This is a genomic window from Paracoccus caeni (assembly GCF_016629665.1).
Lineage (GTDB): Bacteria > Pseudomonadota > Alphaproteobacteria > Rhodobacterales > Rhodobacteraceae > Paracoccus > Paracoccus caeni.
In genome coordinates this window covers 63,628-89,417 of the sequence record NZ_JAEPRQ010000010.1, presented here as the reverse complement: position 1 = coordinate 89,417, position 25,790 = coordinate 63,628, and the positions used below count along the sequence as shown (strand labels likewise).

Sequence of the window (25,790 nt, the reverse complement as noted above, 5' to 3'; positions counted from 1 at the left end):
TCACTATGAGCGGCGCTTGAAATAATGGTATATCCCAAAATTCGGATAGCTGATGCCATTTAGGCTGGCTTGTGGATCAGGTGGATCATGAAGGTTTCCAGTATCGTGCTTTGCGAAAAGGTGATGCTGCATGGGGGGGTTCAACGTGCCGCCCGCGCCACCGGCGCGCCGGTTTCCACGGTGTCGGACGCCGTTCGCAAAATCGAGAAGGCCTTATCGGTCAAACTTTTCATCCCAAGCGCAACCGGCCTGATCCTGACCGCAGAGGGGGCACGGCTGAGGCCACATCTTCAGGCCGCGGCAAAGGAAATCATCGACGTTCATGGCGGCCTGACGCCCGCGATCACCCGCCCCGCCTCTTTGATTGCGCTGTTTCGATTCGCCGACATTCTGCAATCAGGTTCGATCCGAAAATCGGCGCGCCGTTTGCAGGTCGGCCAACCGCAACTGACCCGGATGATGGCGATGCTGGAAACCAGCTTGGGGCGCCAATTGATTCAGCGAACGCGAAACGGCTCTCGCGCATCTGCCGAAGGGGCACGGATCGCGCCGCATGTCACCCGTCTGCGCGATATATGGGCGCAACTGGATTCCACATCCGAACTGCGCTTTCGCCGACATCTACGCCATTGGTCACTGGGCGCCATTCCGCCAGCAACACCGGACAGCCCTTCGGCGCAGATTCTGGGGCGCATCGCCGCGAATTGGGCAAAATTGTTTGAAACACCGCTTTATCTGCAACCCGCTTTGGCGGATTCGCTGCTGGAAGGGCTGGAGCAACAACGTTACGACGCGATCCTGATCGACATGCCGGTCACCAATCCGAAGATTCTTGGCATCGAGATTCAACGTAGCTCGTTGTCTTTCTTCGCGCAGTTGAACAGTTTGGAAAGGTCGGGTGAAGAGATACCAGATCACATGCTCACTGCCGTGCGAAGCCAGCGCTTGGCCCTACCCTCGCGCGCAGCTGGTCTTCGTCAAGTGGCTGAGGCATTTCTCGAACAACGTCTCGGACCTGACTGGTTATCTCAGGTCCGACTAACCGAGATTGACAGCATCCCGGTTGTCGTCGACCTTGTAATGAACCACGGCTATTGTTCGATCTTGCCGAGCACAATTGCAATTCGATTGCCTGAGATCAAAGCGATCCCGCTACCGCGCGACTTTCGGATAGTGCTGCAACTGGCCTGGCGCGATGATGATCGCGGAACAGGAATGGCTGAAAAGGTATTTCGAACGCTCGATCCGAGACTAAAGCGTCCTGTCTCATAAATCGATGGAAGCTTCACCGATCAATTTCGTTGCAGATCGCTGCCGTGGCTTACCCCCGGCGGCGACTTTGTGGGAAGGGTCAGAGGTCAGCGCATCTCTGCAAAAAAACAGGCGAAGCTGATCCGCGACCTCGTCAGGAGCTTCTTCGGCCATGTGGTGCCCGCTTGCGATGCCGTGTCGTAAAGCAATCTGATCAGTCCAACCCGTCCAACGAGTTGCCGGATCGCCAAAGAGGCTCTCCATGTCGTCATAACGTGACCAAAGAACGCCAACGGGACATTTTATACGCCGCCCTGCTTCCTTGTCGCGTCTGTCATCATCGTAATCGAACTCAAGTCCGGCTTGATAGTCCGCAAGCATGCCACGCACGACCGCGGGATTTCTCGTAGCGGCAAGATAATCTGCCCTGTTTTCCTCGCCGTCAGCAGATTCCGCAGGACACCAAAGGTCAGGACGTGTCTGAATTGCCGCCTCTGCCTTCTCACTCTGGGCGAAGAAGAACCAGCGAAACCAACTCTTCGCAAATCGCCAATCTGCTCGGCTCAAAATCTCGAAAATCGGAATACCGTCCATGACGATCAGGCCGGCAACACTTGCCGGAAAGTCCATCGCGAGCCGGAACGCTTGATCCGCCATACCGCATGCGGATCTCGCCGTGCGATATGATAACGATATCGTCCGTGAGCCCTTCAAAAAAGCCTGGCACCATCGGTCCTTCGATCAGGCTGTTCATGACCTGCGAAGACACTCCGCCCCGCAACGAGCCAAGTTCCGCATCACGGAAGGAACTTTCGCGGCGATGTGGGGCCGATGTTGCAGGTGTCGGTGCGCGAGCAGAGAGGCGAAGTGCCTGTCGATCAAAGGGGACTTCGGATGTGCTGTGCAGCAGCTGGCGGTGCTGGCTGCACGATCGCTGACCTCTCTCCCTCCCAGTTCCATTTTTTCATCTGGAACTGGGCCCGCCGGATCGCGTTTTCTTTTCGCAGGCCAAGACCGAACCTGACCTGCGCTTCACCCACCCAGACGGGAAGGCAGAGCGATGGCGAAGAAACCCTATGACAGCAAGATCGGCGATGGCGGCGAGACGCAGCAGATCGCCCGGACAGGCAGCGAGGTCCTGACCACCAATCACGGCGCGCCCGTGTCGGACAACCAGAACAGCCTGCGCGCCGGAGCGCGTGGCCCGACGCTGCTGGAAGATTTTATTCTGCGCGAGAAGATCTTCCATTTCGACCACGAACGCATCCCCGAAAGGATCGTCCATGCCCGCGGCTCAACCGCACATGGCTATTTCGAATGCACCGATGCGATCCCCGATCTCAGCCGCGCCAGCCTGTTCGCGAAGAAGGGTAAGAAGACGCCGGTCTTCGTGCGCTTCTCGACCGTAGCTGGCGGTGCTGGATCGGTCGATACACCGCGCGACGTGCGTGGCTTTGCGACGAAGTTCTACACCGACGAGGGCAACTGGGATCTGGTCGGCAACAATATCCCCGTTTTCTTCATCCAGGACGCGCTGAAGTTCCCCGATCTGGTTCATTCCGTGAAGATGGAGGCCGATAAAGGCTATCCGCAGGCCGCCTCGGCCCATGATACCTTCTGGGATTTCGTCTCGCTAATGCCAGAGACGCTGCATACCGTGATCTGGGCGATGTCCGACCGCGCCATTCCGCGCAGTTACCGGATGATGCAGGGCTTCGGTGTTCATACGTTCAAGCTGGTCGATGCCGAGGGCGGTGAACGCTTCGTCAAATTCCATTGGCGGCCGAAGCTTGGGGTTCAGTCGCTGGTTTGGGATGAAAGCGCCAAGTTGCAGGGGGCCGATAACGATTATCACCGCCGCGATCTGAACGAAGCCATTGCCGCTGGCGACTTCCCGGAATGGGAGCTTGGCATTCAGGTGTTCGATCAAAAGCTGGCCGACAGCCTGCCCTATGACGTGCTGGACGCAACCAAGATCATCCCGGAAGAGGTGGTGCCGCTGCGGATCATCGGGCGAATGGTTCTGGACCGCAATCCGGACAATCATTTCGCTGAGAACGAACAGGCGGCATTCCTGCCGTCGAATGTGGTGCCGGGGATCGACTTCAGCGATGATCCGCTGTTGCAGGGGCGGCTGTTCAGCTATCTCGACACGCAGAAATCACGGCTTGGGACCACGAATTTCCACCAGATCCCGATCAATGCGCCAAAGTGCCCTTATGCCAATATGATGCGCGACGGGATGATGCAGACACAGGTTCCCAAAGGCCGCGCGAATTACGAGCCGAACAGTCTGGATCAGGCAGGTGAAGCGCCGGGACCACGCGCCTCGGATCAAGGTTTCACTACCGCGCCGCAGCAGGTCGAGGGGCAGAAGCTGCGCATCCGGTCGGAAACCTTCGGCGATCACTACAGCCAGCCGCGGATGTTCTGGCGGTCGCAGACGGATAGCGAACAGGCCCATATTGCCTCAGCCTTCGTGTTCGAATTGTCCAAGGTCGGGCTGGAGCATGTGCGGCTGCGGGTGCTGAGCCATCTTCGCAATATCGACGAGGCGCTGGCACAGCGGGTCGCCGACGGGCTGGCGATGACGCTGCCCAAAGCCGCCGTGCCTTTCCGCGATCCGGTCGATCTTGATCCCTCGGAGGCGCTGTCAATTCAGAAGAACTGGAACGCCACGCTGCAAGCCCGCAAGGTTGGCATCCTTTTCGCCGAAGGCTCGGACAAGGCGGCAATCGACCAGCTTCGCACCCAGATCGAGGCGGCTGGCGGCACCGCCTTTACCATCGCGCCGAAGGTCGGCGGGGTGAATCTGAAGGGCGGAAAGATGGCGGCGGATGGTCAACTAGCGGGTTCGCCCTCGGTCCTCTTCGATGCCGTGGCGCTGATCCTGTCTGCGGATCAGGCCGAGAAGCTTTCCCGTGACGCGGCGGCACTGGGCTTTGTCATGGACGCCTATGCCCATCTGAAGGCCATCGGCCATGATAAAGGGGCGCAGGCCTTGCTGGACCGAGCCGGGATCGAATCTGACGACGGTGTGGGCACGCTGGGCGCGCTGCCCGACCTCGCGATCCGACGTTATTGGGACCGCGAGCCGAATATCCGCGATCTGGCCTGACAGCCACCCGCCCCGCTCAGGGGCGGGCCTTTTTGCACGGAGCGATGATGGCCGATCACGACACTGATACCCGCAAGGACGATTTGCGCACCGGCACGCCCTTCTGGGTGAAGACGCCCCATTCCACCCTCGCTGCCGAGACAAGGCTGACCCGCGACCGCTTCGATGTGATCGTGGTCGGCGCGGGCATCAGCGGCGCGTTGGTGGCCGAGGCGCTGACCCGAAATCGCCTTTCGGTCTTGATTCTCGACCGCCGCCCGCCGGTGCGCGGCTCTACCCCCGCCTCGACCGCGATGATCCAGCACGAGATCGACGTGCCGCTGACCCGCCTGCAACGCAAAATCGGGCGGGATCGCGCGGATCGGGCATGGCTGCGTTCGGTCGGCGCGGTTGATGATCTGGTGGCATTGGCCCACAAGCTGAAGATCGACTGCCAGATGCGCAGAAAGCCCGCGCTTTATCTGGCGGGCGATCAGATGGGCGCGCGGGCGCTGGCGAACGAGGCCACGGCCCGCAACGAGATAGGCATCGAGGCGCGCTATCTGAATCGGGCCGAATTGCTGGAAACATACAGCATGGACCGTCCGGCGGCGATCCTGTCGCAGGCCTCGGCCTCGGCCAATCCGGCGCAATTGACGGCGGGGCTGCTTGCTGCGGCGCTGTCACGCAAGGCCCGGATCGTCTCTCCGGTCGAGATCACCGACATGGCCGAAATGCCCGGCGGTATTGCGCTTGCGACCAGCAAGGGTGAGGTTCTGGTGGCCGAACACGCAGTCTTCTGCACCGGCTATGAATATCTGCCGCAAATGAATACCAAATCGCACCATGTCACTTCAACCTGGGCACTGGCGTCGCGCCCGCTGAGCGGACTGCCGGGGTGGATGCGCGACACCATCATCTGGGAAGCCGCCGACCCCTATCTCTATTTCCGCACTGATGAGACAGGTCGTGTGATCGCAGGCGGCGAGGACGAAGATGCCTCGGACACGAATGCCGACCCGGAGAAGCTGGCCCAGAAGGCGCGCACCATCGCGGAGAAACTTCAGGAACTGACCGGCGTCAACATCGGCAAACCCGCCTATACATGGTCCGCCCCGTTCAGCGTCACCAATGACGGCCTGCCGATCATTGATCGAGTGCCGGGCTTTGAACGGGCATTAGCCGTTATGGGCTTCGGTGGGAACGGCATCACTTTTTCAATGATCGCCGCGCAGATCGTTAGCGCTGCGATTGCAGGGAAAACCGACCCCGATGGAGATCTGTTTACCTTTCGCTGAACTTCCGGGTCGGAGAATGCTGAGTCTGCATTGAGCGGTCTGTCAGATGATAATTTTGCATACAGATGCCTGCTGTGCTTTGATTGGATCAACTTAGGGCGCGTAGCCGGGACCGTAAGCATCGACCTTCCGCTTGCACGCCTCCAACGTTCAGCATGTCGACACCATACAAATCGACTCGGTCCCAAGATTGCATGCCGAAACACCCCCTCGACACACTCGCTACCTTCCGGCAGCGAGCATCACCAAGATCGCGCCAAACGGGCCATGCGCAAAAACGTCTCGGTCACCGGGCTTCGTTGATGTCTGCTGTAGACGGTGAAAATCTCTGATACGGGGCTTTCCGGCGCGATAGGGCGTGAAATCAGCGGGCCAGAGGTCAGTTTGGCGATCCCGGCGGGCAGGACGCTGATGCCGAACCCGGCGGCGACCAGGCTGGGGATAGACTGCGCGTCCACGACCTGTTGGGAAATCCGAGGGCGCATGCCGCCATGCGAGATCAGGGACATGATGTAGGCCGCGAAGTCTGAACTGTCGGGACGCAGGATCACATGACGTTCGCTGCGCAGATCGTCCAGCGAAAGCGTGTCCTGTGCGCCCAGCGGATGATCGGCGGGCAGCATCACGACCATATCCTCTTTCCACGCCAGTTCGCAGGTCAGGTCGTCATGCGCGGGCGGCGATCTGTTGAAGATCACGTCCATCCGGCCGCTGATGAGGTCGCTGATTTGCAGGGCCGGAGCCTCTTCATGCAGACGCACGGTGATGCCGGGAAATTCGCGGCAGAATCGCGCCAGCAGATCGGCCAGACCGGCGCGCAGGATCGATCCGGTCGTTCCGATATCCAGCACGCCGTGATGTCCCGCAATAGCCTCGCGCACCTCTAGGATAGCGCGATCATGCTGGGCCAGAATATTTTTGGCGCGGCGCTGCAGCACTTCACCTGCTTGGGTCAGTGTCATCTTGCGGCTGCTGCGGTGAAACAGGTCGGCGCCCAAGGCTCGTTCAAGCGACTGAATCTGCAGGCTTAGCGGCGGTTGCGACATATTCAGACGCTTTGCCGCGCGAGTGAAGTTCAGTTCTTCGGCCAACACGACGAAACAGTGAAGCTGACGTATTCTCATATCAAAACCATATAGATTCCGCGCAAAACGATATTAGACTCAGATATATTTCTGACCAAGAGTTCCCGGCATCAAAAAAAGGCGGCGTCATAATGCCGCATGATTCAGGGAGATTGGGAATATGCCAAGCTGGACGCGGTCCTTGTTCGGACAGGTCTGTTTCGCGCTGGTTCTGGGTGTGATCGCGGGCTTCGCGGCACCGGAATTTGCAGCAAGCATGAAGCCATTGGGTGACGGATTCATCAAGCTGATCAAGATGCTGATCCCGGCCATCGTCTTCTGCGTCGTCGTCCACGGCATTGCCGGGGCCGGCGATATCAAGAAGGTCGGCCGGGTCGGTGTGCGCGCGATCATTTATTTCGAGGTGATCACCACGGTCGCGCTGATCTTGGGCATCGCGCTGGCCTACATCTTCCAGCCCGGCGCCGGAATGAACATCGATACCAGCACACTGGATGCCTCGGCCCTTGGCGCCTACATGGACCGCGCCCATGAAGTCAGCGATGGCGGCACCGTCGAGTTCCTGATGAAGCTGATCCCGACCACGATCTTCAGTGGCTTTGCGACGGGCGACGTATTGCAGGTCCTGCTGGTCGCGATCCTGTTCGGCTGTGCGCTGTCGCTGCTGGGCGATCGCGGGCGGCCGCTGCTGTCGATGATCGAACTGGCGGGCGATACAACCTTCCGGATCATGTCCTTCATCGTCCGACTGGCCCCCTTTGGCGTCTTCGGCGCAATCTCTTACACAGTCGGCACCTATGGGATCGGTTCGCTGGCGCAGTTGGGTTATCTGGTCGCGCTGTTCTACATTGCGGTGGCGATCTTCGTCTTTGCCATTCTGGGTCTGGTCATGCGGATGTCGGGTTTCAGCGTCATCAAGCTGATCCGTTATCTTCGGACCGAGGTTGGCATCGTCGCAGGCACCACCAGCAGCGACAGCGTTCTGCCGCAAACCATGCGCAAGCTGGAACATCTGGGCATCAAGGACTCTACCGTCGGCCTGGTCGTGCCGACCGGCTATAGCTTCAACCTGGATGCGTTCTCGATCTACCTGACACTTGCGGCCCTGTTTATTGCGCAGGCGACGAATACCGATCTGGCCTTCATCGATTTGCTGACCATTCTTGGTGTCGCGCTGATCACCTCAAAAGGGGCGCACGGGGTTCCGGGCTCGGCTATCGTCATCCTTGCCGCGACCTTGACGGCGGTTCCTGCGATTCCCGCCATCGGTCTGGTTCTGGTGCTGTCGGTCGATTGGTTCATGGGCATCGCCCGCGCCTTGGGCAACTATCTGGGCAACTGTGTGGCAACCATCGCCGTCGCATCCTGGGTCGGTGATATCGATCATGACCGCGCGCGTCGGATCCTTGACGGCGAGCAAATGGACAGTCTCGACATCCTTGAAGAAGACCAGCCGCTGAGCGTGTCAGAGGAGCAATTGCGTCATGGATAACGGGACTCTTGCCCATCAATTGCGGGATGATCCGGCCGATACCGTGGACAGTCCGCCCAAGGGCGCACCCACCGGCGATGTTGCCATCGTGCCCGAGGAGAGATCCCGTCATATCCCCTATGCAGGACCCGTCGCGGGCCTGCCACCGCAAACCGGACTGACGACGGATAGCGCGGTCTTCACCAATGCCTATGCCGTCATTCCGCGCACGGTTATGCGCGATATCGTGACCAGCTATCTGCCGGGGTGGGCCGGGATGCGGATGTGGATCCTTGCCCGCCCACTGACAGGATTCGCCGAAACCTTTAGTCAATATATCGTCGAACTGGTCGAGGGTGGTGGCAGCGATCAGCCCGATGACGACCCCGAGGTGCAGCACGCGCTATTCGTTACCGGCGGTGAGATGTGTGTGACGATCGATGGGACCGAACATTTCCTGAAGCCCGGCGGCTTTGCCTATATCCCCGCCGGAACCCGCTGGTCAGTTCAAAACTGCACGCCGGGCAATACCGGCTTTCACTGGTGGCGAAAGCGCTGGCAACCCTGCAATGGGGTGCAGAAACCATCTGTCTTTGTGACCCGCGAACAGGACATCGCGCCATCGCCGATGCCTGACACCGAAGGCGCATGGGCCACCACCCGCTTCATGGACCCCGCTGATCTGGGCCATGACATGCATATCACTCTGGTCACCTTGCAGCCGGGGGGATCGATCCCCTTCGCCGAAACCCATGTGATGGAGCATGGCCTGTTCGTGCTGGAAGGCAAGGCGGTCTATCGCCTGAACCGTGATTGGGTCGAGGTCGGAGCAGGTGACTACATGTGGCTTCGCGCTTTCTGTCCGCAAGCCTGCTATGCAGGCGGGCCGGGAAGGTTCCGGTATCTGCTTTATAAGGATGTGAACCGGCATGCGGGCCTTTGGCGGCAAACTTAAATTGCGCGATTCCGGCGAACCAGCGTAAAGAGAGCACAACCTGCGCGCCAGCGGAGCACCTAACGGGAAGGTGGATTACCGCTGGCAGCATGGCACATGACAGTGAAAACTGTGAGGATGTGGACAGCGGCCCAACAGGACGAACCATAGATGGCGGTTTCTAGAATCGATTTCTGGCAAAGAGCATTTATTGTGCTGGCTGCGTTTGGCATTATTTATGGCGCCAGAATGGTTTATTTCCGATGATCATCTCTCTCGCCATAATTTTGATATTTCAATTGACGGGAGAGCTTCTCTCGCGGCTGCTGGATCTTCCCTTGCCGGGACCCGTTGTGGGGTTGTGCCTGCTGATCTGCGCTTGCCTCATGCGGCCCGCATTGGCTGACAAACTGCGCCCGGTCACGCAGGGTCTGCTATCACATCTGTCACTGTTCTTCGTGCCTGCAGGCGTAGGAGTCATAGCGCATCTGGGCGTGATCCGCGATTACGGGATCGGGCTGGCGCTGGCGATCTGTGTGTCGACGGTCTTGGCAATCGGGAGCGGAGCGTTGGTTTTTGCGGCGGTGGCGCGGTGGACGGGGGCCGATGATCCGTCGGCGATGAAGGAGAGGTCGGATGACTGATCCCCTGCTGATCTGGTCCTATTTGGCGGAAGGTCCGCTGTTGTGGCTGACGGCGACACTGGTCGCCTATCTGATTGGGGATCGGCTGTTTCAGGCAGCAGACCGGCAAAGCTGGGCCAATCCGGTGATGATCGCGGTGTTTCTGCTGGCGCTGCTGCTGTGGTCCACAGGGACCGATTACCAGACCTATTTCGAAGGCGCGCAGTTCGTGCATTTCATGCTGGGGCCGGCAACAGTCGCACTCGCCCTGCCACTGTTCGACAATCTACCGCGGGTTAGAAAAGCTGCCTTTCCGATGATAGCGGGGCTACTCGTCGGTTCAGGGGTTGCAGTCCTGTCGGCGCTCGGGATCGCTTACCATTTCGGAATCGAGGGCGAGGTTCTTGCCTCCCTTGCACCAAAATCAACGACCGCGCCGGTGGCCATTGGTATTGCTGAGAGGATCGGTGGGCAGCCGACACTGACAGCGACACTGGTGCTCTTGACGGGGATCTTTGGCGCAATCGTGGTGACGCCGCTGCTTGACCTACTCAAGGTCCGTGACTGGCGCGCCCGAGGCTTTGCCGCCGGTGTCGCTGCCCACGGGATTGGAACCGCGCGGGCGTTTCAAGTGAACCAGACAGCCGGCGCGTTTTCCGGGATCGGAATGGGGCTGAACGCGGTTCTAACCGCGATTATAGCACCTTTCGCGTTAAAGTTTTTCGGCCAGTAGTTTCATCCGACAGTTTGATAACCCGATATTTTCTTTGAAAAGGAAGGTATCTCTATGGAAAATTTCGTCCCAGTGGCGCCACGACCGCCCACCCTACCCGCGCTGCAATACGGAGATCGGAAGCTTCAACTGTGTTGCTGAACGGGGAGACGCCTATGGGCTTTCGCTGAGCGGCCGATGCCTGAACAATGCATATGTCTGTATTCGATCTCGGGCTTTTGTGGCGATCCATAAGCATTCGCCTGCGGTGACGTAGTCTGCGCATGACGCCTAGCGAAGTGCGACGTCGAAACACTTCGTGCACTCGAAGCCTTGTCTATTTCCCAAAAAACCGCGGCTCGGCATGACCATACAGACAAATAATATTAAAATTTGACCATGTTTTTGGTTCGCGGGAGATGCACATTAAATTTAAATTTGAATTTAAAATTAAACGACACCAATTCACCGCCTAAAATGGGCTAAATTTGAGCGTATTCTCCTTTTTTCTTTGGCAAAAAGCAGAAATCTGGACCCCATGCTTTCATTTCGTGGAAGATGAACAAATTCGCTGTTTTGAGCCCTACGGCCCGGTAAAAAAGCGCGCCGAACAGAGCACCCCGCACAAGCTCACCAGCGAAAGCTCGACCCGCGCCCGCAGGCGCTGATAGCGCCGACCCTTGATCTGATCTCGGCAGCGTTGTGTCGATCCAAATTGTGCTTCGCGACTGCAATAAGATGTCAGACAAAGTGGCTGAGAGCCGGTCAGCATAATCTGAGCAGGGAGGGACGCGTATCACCTTGCTCCAGATTCACCGGCAGCCCTATCAATGCCGACGCCTTCCGGCTGCTGTATTCTACAGACGCCGGCGTTTCGCGTCACGAGGAGTAGAACCACGGGCCGTTAGACTATTGGTTAACCAGTGGATCACATCAGCAGCGAACGTGCGTTCATGAGAGCTGGCGACGCCGATGCTACGCCGATCTCGTCATGGCTAACAACACCGCGCACAGATGCAGTCCCCGCCTCAATACCCAGAGATCCGCGGCGATCAGCTCAAATGAGCGGTTCCGCCACCTTGCCACGGGGCGGCCTATTCAGGTCGCGAGACCGCCTGTAATCTCAAAGCCCGCGCTTCGCTGGCGCTACGCCTTTTGATATCATCCGGCTCTACCAGTTCAGTTTCCGACGGCCTAATTTTAATAGGTTAAATATCTTGCTATTATGAATATCGGGTAAAATTAACCTAATAAAAATAGGGCCCGCAGCGACGGCACATGTCCTGTTTTGCGCGACTCCCTGGAACCATACTGCATGGCGGTCGATCAAAGGTTGCGATCTGCGTTCTGCCCGCGTCACCTCAGGTCCACAGACGTCTTCCGTATCAGCGCGCTACTGTCGCCGGCGCCATGAGAGGTCGCACCCGGCTACTTCTGCCGAGATGCCGAACGTCGCGACGTTGCCTCAACACCGGGGCTGGAGCAATCTCCCGATCTTGCTGTCCCAGAGGTGGCAACGCCACAAGAATCGACCTTTGCCGGCAAGCTGGGGAAGCCCTCATCTGTCGAGCCCGACCATCTTGCTCTTCTGGCACATGGACAGTTCAAGCCGCCTCCTACATCGAACAAGGTGCCGCCAATACCCGCCAGGATGTGGCGGCGTCCGGGGACGGGAACTCCCTTCACCATGGTCGCAGTGTTGAAGCTCGGCCCCTCTCCCCGTCCGTGAACAACGATCGCAGTCAAGGTCATGACGCACTGATACCTTCAGGCATGTGGGTGGCATCTCGTATTCTACGCCATCCAGACCGCCCCTTGCTGCTCAAATCCGACCAGAACATTGGCGATCATCGCGGCCTCCTCACGGGCGCAGCAGGACTTTGCCGGCCTTACCCGGCGCCAGCGATGATTTGACGGCATCGGCGATCTGGTCAAGGCTGAAGACCGCCTCGACCGGCAGCTTCAGTTCTCCGCCAACCACCAGTTGCAGCAGCTCTCCGATCAGCGCCACCCGCTTTTGCGGCGCCATGGCGGCGCTGACCTTCGCGCCCCAGAAACCTTTGACCACAGCCTGCTTGAAGATTACATCGCCCGACGGGATCAACATCGGCTCACCCGCCATTGTGCCGAAGGACACGAGCGTGCCGTTTTCGCCCAACAGCCGGATCAGCTCGGTGCTGGCGCTGCCGCCGATGGAATCGACCGCGGCCCGGATCGGGGCGTCACCGCTCAAGGCGCGCGCCCGGTCCTGCCAGCCTTCCGAAGCGGTCGAGATGGCGTTGCTGATGCCCACGGCGTCCAGTTCGTCGACGCCCGCATCGCGGCGAACCAGATTTATGGTGTTCACGCCACGCGATTTTGCCAACATCGCCACGATCTTGCCGACCGCGCCGTTGGCGGTGTTCTGGATGATCCAGTCACCTCTCTGCACGTCCAGAAATTCCAGAAGCGAGATCGCGCTGAACGGCATGGAGATCAGCTGCGCGGCAGCCTCGTCCGGGATGGTATCCGGCAGCGGCAGCAGCGCTTTTGCGGGAGCGATGAAATACTCCGCCCACGCGCCATGGACCGAAGCGACCGCGACGCGTTGGCCCAGCACCGCCTCGGCGTCGGGGCCCAAGGCATCGACAACGCCCACCGCCTCAGATCCTCCTATGGCCGGAAGCTCGGGCTTGTAACCATAGCTGCCCCGCACGGTCCAAAGGTCATGGTTGTGGATCGGCGACAGGATCGTCTTGATCCGCACCTCACCCGAACCGGGCTGTGGGACCGGGCTGTCGCCAAGGCTCAGCGCCTCAGCCGGTTCTCCGAATGTCCGGTGGATTGCACTGCGCATAGAATACTCCATTATTGATTTTGGGCGTGGACACAGGCGTGATCCAGCGAGAATGCGGCACGGCACCAGTTTGCCCTTGGCAACTGCCCCCTGCAACAGACACCGCGCAGCTATCAATCCAACGCCCAACGCCCAACGCCCAACGCCCAACGCCCAACGCCCAACGCCCAACGCCCAACGCCCAACGCCCAACGCCCAACGCCCAACGCCCAACGCCCAACGCCCAACGCCCAACGCCCAACGAAAGGGTCAGATTTTCTGTTCAACGAGGCAAGCGCCAATTTACAAGTTGGCCTGGAGACCTGTCGTCACTCTTGATGGCCACCGTTATCGCCGGTCATTGCCAGCCATTCGACCAGCGCCCGGCGTATCATTTCCGGTCGGGTCGGCAGATCCTCTTCAATGCGACGACGATCATCAAGCGCCTGAATAAGCTCGCGGGGAAGCCGAAGATTTATCGACTCACTATCAACCGAAGGACGACCGCGTTTTTTTGCCATGACACAAACTATTTTCTTGATTTTCTGTTTAATGGTGCCATATAATGCGAGCGCAGGCAAGGGATCCTACCCCCTTGCCCCGCCCTAACCATAACCGATCCTTAGGAGATCACTCATGGCTATTTCGATGACTAGCACGCCGATTGGCGTGACGGAAGCGGCGTCGGCTGCGGCGCATTTCACCCATACGACGATTTCGCGGGCATTCTCGCGGTTTCTGGGCGCGTTGGCCTCCTACATTGAGGCGGAGCGGGACATCGAGGATGTCGCCTCGTTCGATCCGGCGTTTCTCGACTGGCACCGTGATGCGGAAACCGCGCGCGACACTGTCCGGGCGAGGATCGATGAGATCCGCGCGGCGGTGAGCACACGGGCGGAAGATCAGCCGCTGAAGCGGATGGCGCTCTTGATCTCCGCGTTGATTAACTCCGGATCATCGGCGGAATTCCTGTCGCTGCAGATGAGCTTCAAGCGTCACGCAAAGCTCTTCACCTGCGCTGGCACGGATGCCACGGCCCGTCGGGTGCGGCAAATGCTCTATACGGCCGGTCTGCGCCTTGACGATCTGGCAGGCCTCTCCGCCTGTGTCGATCCGGCCGAATTCGATGATCCGCAGGCCAACGTTGGCCTGACAGTGCCTGCGCCCACCTGATCGCGGCCATTCGGCAGACGCCGCTCCCAAGTGGCGAACCCCCGTTATTTGCACCAGCCGCATGCTGGTCAGATGTCGCCATTGCTGCTCTCTGCCGCGCAGCTCCCTCCTCGTAGCCCCCCGAACCCTGTCTGCCTGCCCCAAGGGCAGCACATCCGGCCCCGACGTCGCGGGACCGGAGATGATCCTTGCCACGATCTTCGGAGGCGTCTCATGACCACCAACACCGCTGTCGGGCAGAACTGCCCTGCCCTCGCGCCCGAGCTCACCATCCATCCCGGCCTGTTGCATGATCACTGGCGCCAGATGGCTCAGCTCAAAGGGTTTGACCTGGTTGCCCGCGTGCGGGACCGCTATCATCTGGCGCTGCGCTGCCGGAGCTGTGGCCAGATCAGCGTTGTCCGCCTCTTCGTGCTGATGAGCACGCGACCGATCTGCCGACACTGCCTTGAGACCGCGCGCGCGGCACAGGCCAAATCCGCCGGTCTGACCTATCTCGGCCCCGATCCGGTCGCGACGCCATATGGCCTTTACCGCGCCCCCTGCGGCCATGTGCTGCGCCGTCAGTTCGAGTTCATCGACCGGATGGCCGCGGGTCTGGCCGACGCACGCTGCGAGACCTGCTTTGCGGCCAAGGAACGGCGGAAGGCAGCCCGCCTCGGCTGGACCCGCATCGCCCCTGATCCACAGGGCAATGCCAATTATCATCTCTATCGTCATCGCTGCGGCCACGTGCAGCGGATCGCCCGTGCCAATCTCAACTGGGGGCAATGCGACTGCGCCGGTTGCGGGCAAAGCTGGACGGCAAAGCCAAGCCAGATCTATCTCGTCGAGATCCGGCACGGCCCCCTTCACCTCCTCAAGCTCGGCTATAGCGCCAATCCGCAGAAGCGCTTCCGGCATCAGTTGGGGCTGCCGAAGGAGGCAAGGATCACGTTGCTGCGTCGTCTCAGGATCGCCACCGGTCATGCCGCCTGCGTTCTCGAGAAGGCCCTGCACGCACGGCTGTCGCGCGATCACCCCGGATCGCTCGTCCCGCCGGAGGTCTATCGCGGCGTCCTGAACGTCGTCAGCGAGGTCTACCGGACCGACCTGGCGCCGGTGCTGCATCGCTGCCTGGACGAGATCGCAGCAAAGCCCACCGGAGGCTCCGGTTCGCCCTGACCTCGCGCGCACCCTCCGCCGCGACCTCATCTGCACCCCCTCCGAACCACCTCCTGCCGCTGGAGATGCCCATGCCCACCTGGCTCGCCCATTACCGGTCCGTCGTCGCGTCGCTTGATGTCGGCACGCTTGATCCCCAGCCTCAGGCCGAGATGTCGCCCGAGGTGTTCTCCGCACTCGTCGAGGGGCGGCTCTCGGATGTTGAAGAGGAGCTTGAGGATTTGCCAGCCTGGGGCGAGCCCGAGACCCCCCGCCGCCGGTTGGCCGACGACCCGATGCGTGCCATCGCCCTTGCCGCGCTCTGCCGTGCCTTCCCCACCCGCACGGCCTTCGCGGCCATGACCGGCACCGGCGCGGTGACTGTTCTGCAGGTGACCGACAGTGACATGGTCGTAGATATCAAAGCGCTGCTGACGCAAGTGCTCGGGGACGATGACCGGCGCCGCAAGGTCGCGTTGACCTGCCTGCCCGCACCCGAGGGCAGCGGGGCAGCATCGACGGCCAGCAAGATGCAACACGCGCTGAACGCGATCAGCCGTGGCACCACCCCCCATGTGCTGATCATCGAGGCTGGCGCGTCCCTGCCCGTCCGGATCGCCAGAATGCTTCCCGAACCCATTCGGCTCGGCCCGCCCGACCGGTCGCTGATTGCGGCTGCACTCAGTTTGCGCGGCGATGGCTACAGCGCCATCGCGGCGAAGCTGCCGACCGATGCGGCCTTGCGGCAGCTGCCCGCAGCCGGTCTGCGCTTCGCCCTTCGGCACCGCATTCGCGAGACGCAACTTGCCGAACTGCAGCGCCTGACCCGCGCCCTTCGCCCCAGCAATGGCCCGACACTGGACGACATCGGTGGCTATGGTGCCGCAGAAGACGCCGCACGGCAATTAGTGGGTGATCTCAAGGCCTGGGCGGCGGGCCAGATCGGCTGGTCAGAGATGACGCGCTCGGTCCTCTTCCATGGCCCGCCCGGCACCGGCAAGACCTGGCTGGCGCGGGCCATCGCCGCATCCGCTGGCGTGCCCCTGATCCAGGGCAGCCTTTCGGCGTGGCAGGCCGCTGGTCATCTGGGGCAGATGCTGCGTGAGATGCGGGCGACCTTCGCCGAGGCGCAGGCAGCAGCGCCCTGCGTGCTGTTTCTGGATGAGATCGACGGCGCAGGCGACCGCAAAAGCCCTGACAGGCACGCCGAGAACTATCGCCGGCAGGTCATCAACGCCCTTCTCGAACTCCTGGACGGCGCCACGCGGATCGAAGGCGTCGCCGTGGTTGCTGCCTGCAATGACGTTGATGCCCTCGATGCCGCGCTGCGTCGCCCCGGCAGGCTCGACAGGATCGTCCGGGTGCCACTGCCGGGGCGCCACGCCATCATCCGCGTCCTGTCCCATCACCTGCGAGGCGCTCTCGACGACGAGACGATTACACGCCTTGCACCCCGGCTCATCGGCAAGACCCCGGCTGATCTCGACGCCGCCATCCGCGCGGCACGCGGTCGCGCGCGGGGCGCGGGGCGGCCTTTGGCATTGCAGGACATCGTCCTCACCCTTGGGCTGACGGAGGAGGACAGCGCGACCATCCGTCGGGTGGCGGTGCATGAAGCCGGCCATGCCATCGCCATCACCGCGCTCGGACGTGGCCGTATCCGCGAGATCCATGTTGGTCCGTCTGGCGGCCATGTCGAGGCCAGACCGCCGGCCAAAATCCCGACCCGGGCGGATCTGATCGATGACATCATCTGCCTGCTGGCAGGACGCGCTGCGGAAGAACTGATCCTCGGCGATGTCTCGATCGGGTCGGGCGACGGCGCGCGCAGCGATCTGGCACAGGCGACCGGGATCGCGGTCAGGCTTGAGCTGGCCTATGGGCTCGGCGCAACCGGGCTGGTTTATGTCTCCGATCCAAACCCCATCCTGGCCGCCGATCCTGCGCTGCGGGCACGCATCGATGCCTGCCTGCAGGCGGCCATGTGTCAGGCGACGGCACTGCTCTGCACACGCCGCGACGAGGTGATCGCCCTCGCGGATCGCCTCTGCGTCGAGCGGGTGATCGAAGGGCCCAACAACGGGCTCGCTGCGCAGGCCCTGCCCGAACCGGAGGACGGGCTATGACAGACGACATCACCTTGCCGGCGCTGACGGCGGACGCCCGCGATCATATGGCGGCGCTGATCGAGCTTCTCGACCTGATGTTCTGGGCCGCCGAAGGTATCGGCGATCTGCAGGGGGCCGCCATGGCCCGCGGCGCGATGCTGGCCCGCGAGCGCGCCGAACGTCTCAGAGAGCTGCTGGCGGCCATCAGCGGATCCGCGCAGGCAGCCAGCGGCGCTGATGATGGCGCAGTCGATGCCCAGGGGCCGTGAACAGGCTCAGAGCCGACCGGGGATCAGCGACCGTTTTGATCATCGGAGCGTGACACGATCATGACCTCGTCTACGAACGTATCGAAGGTTTGACGTTGTCGCGCGCCAGGTCTTCTTCGGCTTGCAGGATCAACACGGAAAGCGGCACACCGAGACGTCTTGCCAATGCCTCCATGGTTGCAAGGCTGGGGCGATGCTTCACCGTCTCCAGCAAGGAGACGTATCGCGGGCTGAGGCCAGCGCTGAGCGCAAGTTCTTCCTGGGTAATACCAAGTTCCAGCCGGTGTCGCCGGATGACCCGGGCAAAGGCGATGACAAGGGGCGATGCGGGTTTTTCCATAGCGAGGATAGACCCGATGACCACGGCTCTAATCCATGAAGTATTCTATGGACCTAGAAGTTTTTTATGTATACGCTCTCATCCATAAGCCCGGGCCCTGCCCCGTAAAGATGCCGGTGATTGCATGACGCAGAACATTTTGATCGAGCCGCCTCCGCCCATATCATCGCCCTGCTTGATGATGATCAGGCTGATCCGTCCGGGATCGCAATTTGCCCTGACATCGGTCTGATCCCGACCTCGGACCCTCCTGAACCCCAACTGCTTCTGCCACGTCACCTGCGCTTCATGCGGGTGACGCGCGCTTCTCCATGCCTTGCAAGGATCGCCGATGACCACATCCGCCGCCAGACTTCTTGGAACCGTCGCTCTGCTTTGTCTCGGATTTCCTGCCCTTGCGGATGACGCGCGCTATTTTACCTCGCAGCGGGTCGTCTGCGACGGACGTGCCCATATCATCGAATTGAAGATCGCGCCGGCCGATGAGCCGAACCTGCAGATGTTCTGGCGCGACGACAAGAACCGGATCAGCGGTCGGGACTGGCATCTGCCCTCCCAGCATCTGCTGGGAGAGCCGGTCCTGCTGGAGCATGTCGCGAACTATCCGAAAGCGGTCATGGCCGGGCTCGACGGTGAGGCGCCGACCCTGACGCTGACCGGTTTCGACCACAATCCGATCCCGAACTGTGATGCCTTTGCCCTCACCCCGGCTGCGACGCCCGAGGCGCGTTACGATGCGGTGCAGTCGATGCTCGACAGCGGCAGCACCGCGCCCGGCGATGTCGCAGCGGCGCGCGTAGCGGCAGACGATCTGCCACCGCCAGTCCTGCTGCCGCCACTTGATCGGCAGACGGCGCCGCGAGCCGTGCAGCACGGCTTGCAGGAGATGGTGCAGCGCATGGCCGACGAGGTTCAGGACCTGGCCGGTGAGATTGACGGTGATGCCGCGGCGGCGTTGCTGCCGGGCCTGCGCGATTACTGGCTGGCCTCGCGCGGCAGCGACGACACAAAGCTGCTGCTGCGCGCGCAGGAGACGCGCGCGGTCGCGCTGATGATCGCGGGACGTGATGTGACCGGCATGGCTGAAACCGATCCGGCACGTTTCTGCGCGGTCGTCGACGGGGTCAGCACTAATACCATGTCGCCAAACTACGTCATGATCGGCGAGGAAAGCCTGATCGAGATCGCCTCGGGCCTGCCGCTCGAACACTGGACCCGCGATTTTGCTGAAGCCAGCATCGCCCTGTCGAAGGATTGTGAGAGCGATCGCTACGAGGCGATGCTGGCGCAGGTCTGGCCGCGCGCAGAGGCCCGGATCGCGGGCATGGAAAAGCTGCGCACAGCTATCGCCGAGCTGGCAGCCGTGCCAGTTACCCTTGAGGATTATCGCGCCCATGACTGGCTGGCCTTCGATCCGAGCGGGTTGCGCGACAGCGATCTCTCGCCGGAAGATGTGCGCGCCATCACCGAACCGGTCATCGCGAAGATGCGGCAAGACGCGATCCCGGTGCTGGCAGAGGAACTGGCAGCGCGCCTCGATCCGTCGGCAGAACTCTGGCAGATGCAGGAGCATTGTCTGCGCGAGACGACACTGGGCAGCTTCGCGTCTGAGAGGGCGTTCCACGAGGCGCTGGTCCGGGCCTGTCACGAACGCGTCGCGCCGATGTTGTTGGTGGCGGGCCAGAACCAGATTGCCGCCGATCTCGCCCGCGCCGAGGCTGCCGGTGACAGCTTTGAAGACGCCGTCTCGGCCCAAGGCTACGCGATCCTGCCCGATTACGCGAACCTGACGACCAGTGCGGTTTTTGCACCCGCCCTGACCGAACTTGGCGAGGCCCGCGCAGCAGCTGAGGCGCAGATCACCCAGAAGCGTGATCGGGTTCTGGAAGCTGAGGCCACGCGGTTGCAGGAGGTCTTTGCCGATCTTGACCCCATGGACGAGGATCGGGCGCTGATCCTGACCTGCCGGCACTATCCAGCTGACCAGGCGTGGCTTGGCGATCTCAGATCCGCCTGTCAGGAGATGTCGCAACGATACCAGCAAGATTACCGTGACGAGGTCTGCGAGGCCCTCTTCGACAGCGGCAAGGCGCCCGACGCATTGCGCGACGGACAGATCGAGATCAGCCTTGGCAACAGCGTCCCGGTGCGTGAGGCACTCTGCGATCCGCTGATCCAGATGCAGCTGACCCGGCAAGGCGGGCTGTTCTCGACCAAGACCTATGAGCTGTCGTTCCGCAATCCCGCCTCCGATTACGTCGGCGCGGTCTCGGCCACGCTGAGCGAGACCGACAGTGCCGGGCTTTGGCGCATCTCGGACATCACCCTGTCGGAGGGCGCCTTGCGCGCCGGACTGGACCCGAATGACGCCCGAACCCTCGGTCTGTGTCTGAATGAGCCCCTGCAATGCGCCAACTGAGAACCCCCTGCCAATCCGGAGACCCCAAATGAAGCTCCTTGCCCTTGCCGCAATTCTCTCCGCCTCAACTGCCCTTCCCGCGCGGGCCGATCCCTATCTCGCTCGCTGTCAGATGGGCGAATGCATCCACTATGACCAAAGCGACCGGCAGATCGTCGGCCAGGGCAGCGCAGCAGTGCCGGGCGATCTGGTGCGGGTCACGTTGCGGTCGGCGGTGTCGGGCAGCCCGGATACGCCGATGGCAGAACTTGACTGGGAAGAGCCGAGCCCGGTGCAGTTCTTTTGCAGCACCGCACGTCCCGCCTTCATGAACGGCGATGCCAGCTACACCGCCCTCGATCTGGTCACGCCGGTCGGGGCGACCACCATGATCACCACCATGTATCTGCGCGCCTGCCATCCGGAACTCACGACCATCGATGATCCGTTCTCGGCAGCGAGCAGCCTCGGCTACCGGGCCACCACCACCGATCGCTTCGAGACCTTCGCCGCCCTGATCCGCGGCTGAGCACTGCACAACCGAGAAATCCGTCGGTCAATGCTCGGCGGCTTCAGAAAGGAACAGCATGAACCGCAGATACCTTACCGCCGCAGGCATCGCTGCCATCGCCGTGATCGGCGCCGGATCCTACGCCCTCACCGGCGGCGGGACGATCAGCAAAAGTCAGATGCGCCTCGTCGACCGCTTCACGACAAGCTTTCTAGCCTGTGCGGATATTGACCCAGGCGGCCGCCACCTTTCCGCCTGTAACGACGCCCGGCAATATAAGGCCCAACTCGACCAGCAGGGACTCTGCATCGACTACGGCGGCTCCCGGGAAAGCTATGAGGGGTTTTACCGATGTGGTGAGAGGTAAGCTCGGCTGCTCGCGCAGGCTCCGATACCGGCGCGCACCGGCTCTGAGGAAACCATGAGAAAGACGTTCTTCTGCATCGATTCCCACGCCTGCGGCAATTCGGTCCGGGTTGTGGTGGGCGGCGGCCCCTTGCTGCCGCATCTGCCTGTGGCCGAGCGTCGCGCGCTCTTCGTGCGTGACCACGACTGGATCCGCACCGCGCTGATGTTCGAACCGCGCTGTCATGATGTCATGTCGGGCGCGATCTTCTACCCGCCCTGGCGCGACGATTGCGACGTTGCAGTAGTCTTTATCGAGGTCAGCGGCTGCCTGCCGATGTGCGGCGCGGGCACGATTTGTCTGTCCACCGTGCTGATCGAAGAGGGTCTGGTGACGCCGCGCGTGCCGGGCCGACTGTCGCTGGAAACTCCGGGAGGCAGGGTCGATGTAGATTATCGCATGGACGGAGACAAAGTGGCCGAAGTGCGCCCGTTCAACGTCGCAAGCTATTTGCACGCCGCTGATCTGACGGTCGAGCTCGAAAGGGTTCGCCAGTTGGTGGTGGATATCGCCTATGGTGGCAATTTCTATGCGGTGATCGAACCCCAGCAGAATTGGGTTGATCTGGATATGAGCGCTTCGGATATCGTCGAATTCAGTCAGAAACTGCGCGCCGCTCTGGCCGAATTGATCGAACCGGTCCATCCCGAAGACGACCGAATCCGCGGCGTGCATCACGCGATCTGGTGCGATGTCCCAAAAGGCGATGCCGACGGACGCGGCGCGGTGTTCTTTGGCGAAAAAGCCATCGATCGTTCACCCGGCGGAACTGGCACCTCGGCCCGGATGTCGCAAGTGCACGGCAAGGGCCGCCTTGCGGTCGGTGGCCGCTATCGCAACGAAAGCCTGATCGGCACCGTTTTCGATGGCCGGGTCGAAGAAGAGTGATGATCGGCGCCTATCAGGGTATCCGCGCCAGCCTGGGCGCCTAGGCAAGGATCACCGGCCACAACACGATTTCCGTCGATGACCGCGATCCGCTATATAAAGGTTTTCAGATCGGCTGAAGGCCAGAAATATCTGGCAAAAGTATCGCGCGAATCTTATCCATCACCGCCCCGAACAACTTCGGTCTGAGGGCGGTGAATGTCGTTTCTCCTTGTTAGCAGTTAAAAATATCGCCCCTCGGTTGCGTATTTTCGGGCCTGACCGGGCAAAACGTCCTGTTCTGGCTGCGTATTCTTGATCTGCCCTCGCCCCCACAACTTTCCTTGACAGCGTCAAAGCTTTCCCCCTACTGTCCACTATAAGGTTATAAATCCCGATATGTGGGATTTAAGATCGACCACGCTAGGGGGAGAGCTTGGCGTGGACATCAGGGAGGGGCTTGAGTGCTTGCGCAGGTAATTGTCAGTGGCTTGGCGATGGGGGCGATCTATGCCCTTGTGGCGTTGGGCCATGCGTTCGTCTGGAAAACGATGAATATCGTGAACTTCGCCGCGGGCGAGTTCGTCACGTTTTCCGCGTTCATCTTCGTCGCCACATTCATCAACGGCTTCAATCTGAACTTTCTTCTGGCGGCCTTCTTTGCTGCGGCGGTGATGGCCGCGCTTGGGGCTGCTTTCTCGCGGATTGTGTTCGCTCGGCTGCAAAATCAGCGGGTCTTCGTCGCGATCATCTCGACCGTCGGGTTTGGGCTGTTTCTGAAGGAACTGGCGCGGATCATCTATGGTCCGCAACCGCTTTATTACGACGGCCCGTTCGGGCAGGGTGCAGTGTCGCTGGGCGGGGTGATGATTACCTATCAGCAGATCCTAATCTTCGGCGTCGCGATCACGATCATGGTTGGGCAGTATCTGGTGCTGCGCTATTCGATGCTGGGCAAGGTGATGCGGGCGACGGCGCTGGATCGGGAAACGGCGGCGCTGATGGGGATTCCGGTCAATGCGGTGCTTGCAGGAACCTTCGCCTATGCCTGCGTTCTGGCGGCGATTGCGGGTATCCTGATGGCGCCCCTGTTCTTCGTCACGACCGAGATGGGGACACTAGTCGGCCTGAAGGGCTTTGTCGCAATGATCATCGGCGGGTTCGGATCGATCCCCGGCGCGATCCTTGGCGGGCTGTTGCTGGGGTTTTCGGAAAACACGGCGGCCTTCCTGATTTCAGCCACTTACAAGGACGCCATCGCCTTTCTTGTTCTGCTGATCTTTCTAGTGATCCGGCCCGAAGGGCTGATCCCCGAAGCCAATGCCGATCGCGCCTAAGGGGGTTGCCATGACCGTATCCATGACCGCCCGCAAGGTTCTGCTTGCCGTTTTCCTGATCGCCCTAGCGCTGCCGCCGTTTCTGGGTGCGAACTCTTACGTGCTGCAGGTGCTGAACCTGTCCTTCATCTACGCCATCGCCGCGCTTGGCATCACCATCGCCACCGGCATCACCGGCCTGATCGTTTTGGGTCAGGCGGCGTTGATGGGGGTTGGCGGCTATTCGACTGGGCTGACCATGACCGTTCTGGGCTGGCCGTGGTGGCTGGCCATGCCTGCGGCAATCGTCATCACCGGGCTGGCAGGGGCGGGGCTTGGGCTTCTGTCCATGCGGATCAAGGGCCATTACCTTGCCATCACCACCTTGGCGCTGAACGAGATTTTCCGTGTCGTCGTGTTGAACGAAAGCTGGCTGACCGGCGGGCCGTTCGGTCTGCGCGACATTCCGGTTCTGCGGGTGCCGATGCTGGGCACGACCGTCAGCCAACAGCTTTACCTGCCATTGCTGATTATCGCTGTGCTGATCTATGCGCTGGCGATCCGCATGTATGGGACCACCTTCGGGCGCCGGATGCGCGCGATCCGCGACGATGATCTGGCTGCCGAAACGATGGGCGTCAATTCGCGCCGGGTCCGGGTGCTGGCCTTCGTGCTGTGCAGCATCGCCGGGGCGATTGGCGGCAGCCTGTATGTGCTGACCTTCGGCTTCATCTCGCCCAACAACTTCGCGCTGTTCGAAAGCATCCGGATGGTGCTGATGGTGGTGATCGGCGGTCTGGGCTCGATCGGTGGCACGTTCCTTGGTGCCTTGGTCGTCACCGGCCTGCCTGAAATGCTGCGCGGGATCGAGACATATTATCTGGCCGCGTTCGGCCTTGGGACTGTGGTGATCCTGCTGACAGTGCCGCGCGGTATGGGCGTCATCGCCGATTGGGTGCTGGCCCCGTGGCTGCCTGAGGCGCGCAAATCGCAGGCAGACCAGCCGGTCAAACAGTTCAAGGCCGAAGATCAAGAGGCCGAGGATGCGCGTGCCGTTGCCGTTGCCGAACGGTTGCGTGCGGAACGCGAAGCCCGCGCCAAATCGGCACCTGCGCCCGAAGCACGCGGCACGCTGCTGTCGGTCGAAAATGCGTCCAAGAAGTTCGGCGGCGTCGTTGCGCTGAAAGACGTGTCCTTCACCGTTCAGCAGGGTGAGATTCTGGGCCTGATCGGGCCGAACGGGTCGGGCAAATCCACGATGATCAACGCCATTTCGGGGATCGCGCCGATCACTTCCGGCAGGATCATGCTGGAGGGGAAAGAGATTTCCGGACAGCCCGCGTGGAATGTCCATGCGGCTGGGATTTCGCGGATTTTCCAGAACGTGCGGGTCTGGGGATCGATGACGGTTCTGGAAAACGTCATGATCGCCCATCCCGCAACGCGGGATTTAGATGTGCTTCGTTCCACTTTCGGCGCACGGTCAGCCAATGCCGCGGAAGACGAAGCGCGCGTGGCGGCGTTGGAGGCGCTGTCATTGGTCGGCATCCGGCATCTGGCGGACCGTCCGGCCAGCGATCTGTCCTTCGGGCAAAGCCGTCTGGTCGAAATCGCGCGGGGCATCGTCAACAAGCCGCGTCTTTTGCTGTTGGATGAACCGGGCGCGGGTTTGCGCGGCGGTCTGATCCTGGAGCTGGCCGAGATCCTGAAGGATCTGCGCGACAAGGGCATGACCATTCTGGTCGTCGAACACCGCATCAAGCTGGTCGTGGAAATGTGTGACCGGATCACGGTGCTGAACCTTGGCGAAAAGATTGCGGAAGGCAGCGCGGAAAGTGTCGCGCGCGATCCGGTGGTCGTGGACGCCTATCTGGGCGGCAAGGTGGAACGCAGGCGACCTGCCAAGACGCCCGCGCCAGACATGACCGGCCCGGCCAATCCGATAACGAACTGAATGGTCTGAAACAGGGAGG

The 25,790-nt window shown here is 61.2% G+C and carries 23 protein-coding genes; 18 read left to right on the top strand and 5 right to left on the bottom strand.

Annotated elements, in window-relative coordinates:
- Positions 1-87: 87 nt before the first annotated feature.
- Positions 88-1,272, top strand: a complete 1,185-nt coding sequence (locus JJJ17_RS18680; RefSeq protein WP_200689179.1) for a LysR family transcriptional regulator — start codon at positions 88-90, stop codon at positions 1,270-1,272.
- On the opposite strand, the gene JJJ17_RS18675 is transcribed toward JJJ17_RS18680, so the two are convergent.
- On the bottom strand, positions 1,267-1,908 hold the full coding sequence (locus JJJ17_RS18675; protein ID WP_234464198.1) for an alpha/beta hydrolase: 642 nt from the start codon (positions 1,906-1,908) through the stop codon (positions 1,267-1,269). The genes JJJ17_RS18680 and JJJ17_RS18675 overlap by 6 nt on opposite strands.
- Before the next feature lie 403 nt (positions 1,909-2,311).
- Between JJJ17_RS18675 and JJJ17_RS18670 the strand changes: the two genes are divergently transcribed.
- Together JJJ17_RS18670 and JJJ17_RS18665 are read left to right on the top strand one after the other, a co-directional pair.
- Positions 2,312-4,369 (top strand): catalase, encoded by a 2,058-nt coding sequence (locus JJJ17_RS18670; RefSeq protein ID WP_200689178.1) that lies wholly within the window; start codon positions 2,312-2,314, stop codon positions 4,367-4,369.
- 47 nt (positions 4,370-4,416) lie between these two features.
- Positions 4,417-5,646, top strand: a complete 1,230-nt coding sequence (locus JJJ17_RS18665) for an NAD(P)/FAD-dependent oxidoreductase (protein ID WP_200689176.1) — start codon at positions 4,417-4,419, stop codon at positions 5,644-5,646.
- Positions 5,647-5,888: 242 nt separating this feature from the next.
- Here the strand turns inward: JJJ17_RS18665 and JJJ17_RS18660 are convergent, their stop codons facing one another.
- The gene (locus JJJ17_RS18660) at positions 5,889-6,770 is read right to left on the bottom strand and encodes a LysR substrate-binding domain-containing protein (RefSeq protein WP_200689175.1); all 882 of its coding nucleotides are present in this window, start codon (positions 6,768-6,770) and stop codon (positions 5,889-5,891) included.
- A 121-nt stretch (positions 6,771-6,891) separates the two neighbouring features.
- On the opposite strand from JJJ17_RS18660, the gene JJJ17_RS18655 reads away from it, so the two are divergent.
- From JJJ17_RS18655 to JJJ17_RS18635, 5 genes are all read left to right on the top strand, one after another.
- Positions 6,892-8,223, top strand: a complete 1,332-nt coding sequence (locus tag JJJ17_RS18655; RefSeq protein WP_200689173.1) for a C4-dicarboxylate transporter DctA — start codon at positions 6,892-6,894, stop codon at positions 8,221-8,223.
- On the top strand, positions 8,216-9,157 hold the full coding sequence (locus JJJ17_RS18650) for a bifunctional allantoicase/(S)-ureidoglycine aminohydrolase (protein ID WP_200689172.1): 942 nt from the start codon (positions 8,216-8,218) through the stop codon (positions 9,155-9,157). The genes JJJ17_RS18655 and JJJ17_RS18650 overlap by 8 nt, the downstream gene beginning before the upstream one ends.
- Before the next feature lie 242 nt (positions 9,158-9,399).
- Entirely contained in the window at positions 9,400-9,780 is a 381-nt protein-coding gene (locus JJJ17_RS18645; RefSeq protein WP_200689171.1) for a CidA/LrgA family protein, read from the top strand.
- Positions 9,773-10,492: an LrgB family protein gene (locus JJJ17_RS18640; RefSeq protein ID WP_200689170.1), complete on the top strand. Its 720-nt coding sequence runs from the start codon at positions 9,773-9,775 to the stop codon at positions 10,490-10,492. The genes JJJ17_RS18645 and JJJ17_RS18640 overlap by 8 nt, the downstream gene beginning before the upstream one ends.
- 467 nt (positions 10,493-10,959) lie before the next feature.
- Positions 10,960-11,139, top strand: a complete 180-nt coding sequence (locus tag JJJ17_RS18635) for a hypothetical protein (protein WP_200689169.1) — start codon at positions 10,960-10,962, stop codon at positions 11,137-11,139.
- Between the two features lie 1,193 nt (positions 11,140-12,332).
- On the opposite strand, the gene JJJ17_RS18630 is transcribed toward JJJ17_RS18635, so the two are convergent.
- Together JJJ17_RS18630 and JJJ17_RS18625 are read right to left on the bottom strand one after the other, a co-directional pair.
- The gene (locus JJJ17_RS18630) at positions 12,333-13,307 is read right to left on the bottom strand and encodes a zinc-binding dehydrogenase (protein WP_200689168.1); all 975 of its coding nucleotides are present in this window, start codon (positions 13,305-13,307) and stop codon (positions 12,333-12,335) included.
- 308 nt (positions 13,308-13,615) lie between these two features.
- On the bottom strand, positions 13,616-13,867 hold the full coding sequence (locus JJJ17_RS18625) for a hypothetical protein (protein WP_234464197.1): 252 nt from the start codon (positions 13,865-13,867) through the stop codon (positions 13,616-13,618).
- Positions 13,868-13,922: 55 nt separating this feature from the next.
- Between JJJ17_RS18625 and JJJ17_RS18620 the strand changes: the two genes are divergently transcribed.
- The 4 genes from JJJ17_RS18620 to JJJ17_RS18605 all read left to right on the top strand — a co-directional run bounded on the left by JJJ17_RS18620 (position 13,923) and on the right by JJJ17_RS18605 (position 17,979).
- Positions 13,923-14,459 (top strand): hypothetical protein, encoded by a 537-nt coding sequence (locus JJJ17_RS18620; RefSeq protein WP_200689167.1) that lies wholly within the window; start codon positions 13,923-13,925, stop codon positions 14,457-14,459.
- Between the two features lie 213 nt (positions 14,460-14,672).
- Positions 14,673-15,623 (top strand): GIY-YIG nuclease family protein, encoded by a 951-nt coding sequence (locus tag JJJ17_RS18615; RefSeq protein WP_200689166.1) that lies wholly within the window; start codon positions 14,673-14,675, stop codon positions 15,621-15,623.
- Between the two features lie 71 nt (positions 15,624-15,694).
- Positions 15,695-17,728 carry an AAA family ATPase gene (locus tag JJJ17_RS18610; RefSeq protein ID WP_200689165.1) on the top strand — a complete coding sequence of 678 codons (2,034 nt, stop codon included), beginning with the start codon at positions 15,695-15,697 and terminating at the stop codon, positions 17,726-17,728.
- The gene (locus tag JJJ17_RS18605; RefSeq protein WP_200689158.1) at positions 17,725-17,979 is read left to right on the top strand and encodes a hypothetical protein; all 255 of its coding nucleotides are present in this window, start codon (positions 17,725-17,727) and stop codon (positions 17,977-17,979) included. Before JJJ17_RS18610 ends, JJJ17_RS18605 begins: the two co-directional genes overlap by 4 nt.
- 70 nt (positions 17,980-18,049) lie before the next feature.
- Here the strand turns inward: JJJ17_RS18605 and JJJ17_RS18600 are convergent, their stop codons facing one another.
- Entirely contained in the window at positions 18,050-18,343 is a 294-nt protein-coding gene (locus tag JJJ17_RS18600; RefSeq protein WP_325168838.1) for a helix-turn-helix domain-containing protein, read from the bottom strand.
- A 307-nt stretch (positions 18,344-18,650) separates the two neighbouring features.
- Here JJJ17_RS18600 and JJJ17_RS18595 point away from each other — a divergent pair, with 307 nt between their 5' ends.
- From JJJ17_RS18595 to JJJ17_RS18570, 6 genes are all read left to right on the top strand, one after another.
- Positions 18,651-20,738, top strand: coding sequence for a hypothetical protein (locus tag JJJ17_RS18595; RefSeq protein WP_200689156.1), 2,088 nt, complete (start codon positions 18,651-18,653; stop codon positions 20,736-20,738).
- A 28-nt stretch (positions 20,739-20,766) separates the two neighbouring features.
- Complete coding sequence (locus JJJ17_RS18590) at positions 20,767-21,246, top strand: hypothetical protein (RefSeq protein WP_200689154.1); 480 nt, start codon at positions 20,767-20,769, stop codon at positions 21,244-21,246.
- A 58-nt stretch (positions 21,247-21,304) separates the two neighbouring features.
- Positions 21,305-21,595, top strand: coding sequence for a hypothetical protein (locus JJJ17_RS18585; protein ID WP_200689153.1), 291 nt, complete (start codon positions 21,305-21,307; stop codon positions 21,593-21,595).
- Positions 21,596-21,649: 54 nt separating this feature from the next.
- A complete protein-coding gene (locus tag JJJ17_RS18580; protein WP_234464196.1) occupies positions 21,650-22,522 on the top strand; it encodes a 4-hydroxyproline epimerase in 873 nt (290 codons plus the stop codon).
- A gap of 443 nt (positions 22,523-22,965) precedes the next feature.
- Complete coding sequence (locus JJJ17_RS18575) at positions 22,966-23,838, top strand: branched-chain amino acid ABC transporter permease (protein ID WP_200689151.1); 873 nt, start codon at positions 22,966-22,968, stop codon at positions 23,836-23,838.
- 10 nt (positions 23,839-23,848) lie between these two features.
- Entirely contained in the window at positions 23,849-25,771 is a 1,923-nt protein-coding gene (locus tag JJJ17_RS18570; RefSeq protein WP_200689150.1) for a branched-chain amino acid ABC transporter ATP-binding protein/permease, read from the top strand.
- Positions 25,772-25,790: the final 19 nt, after the last annotated feature.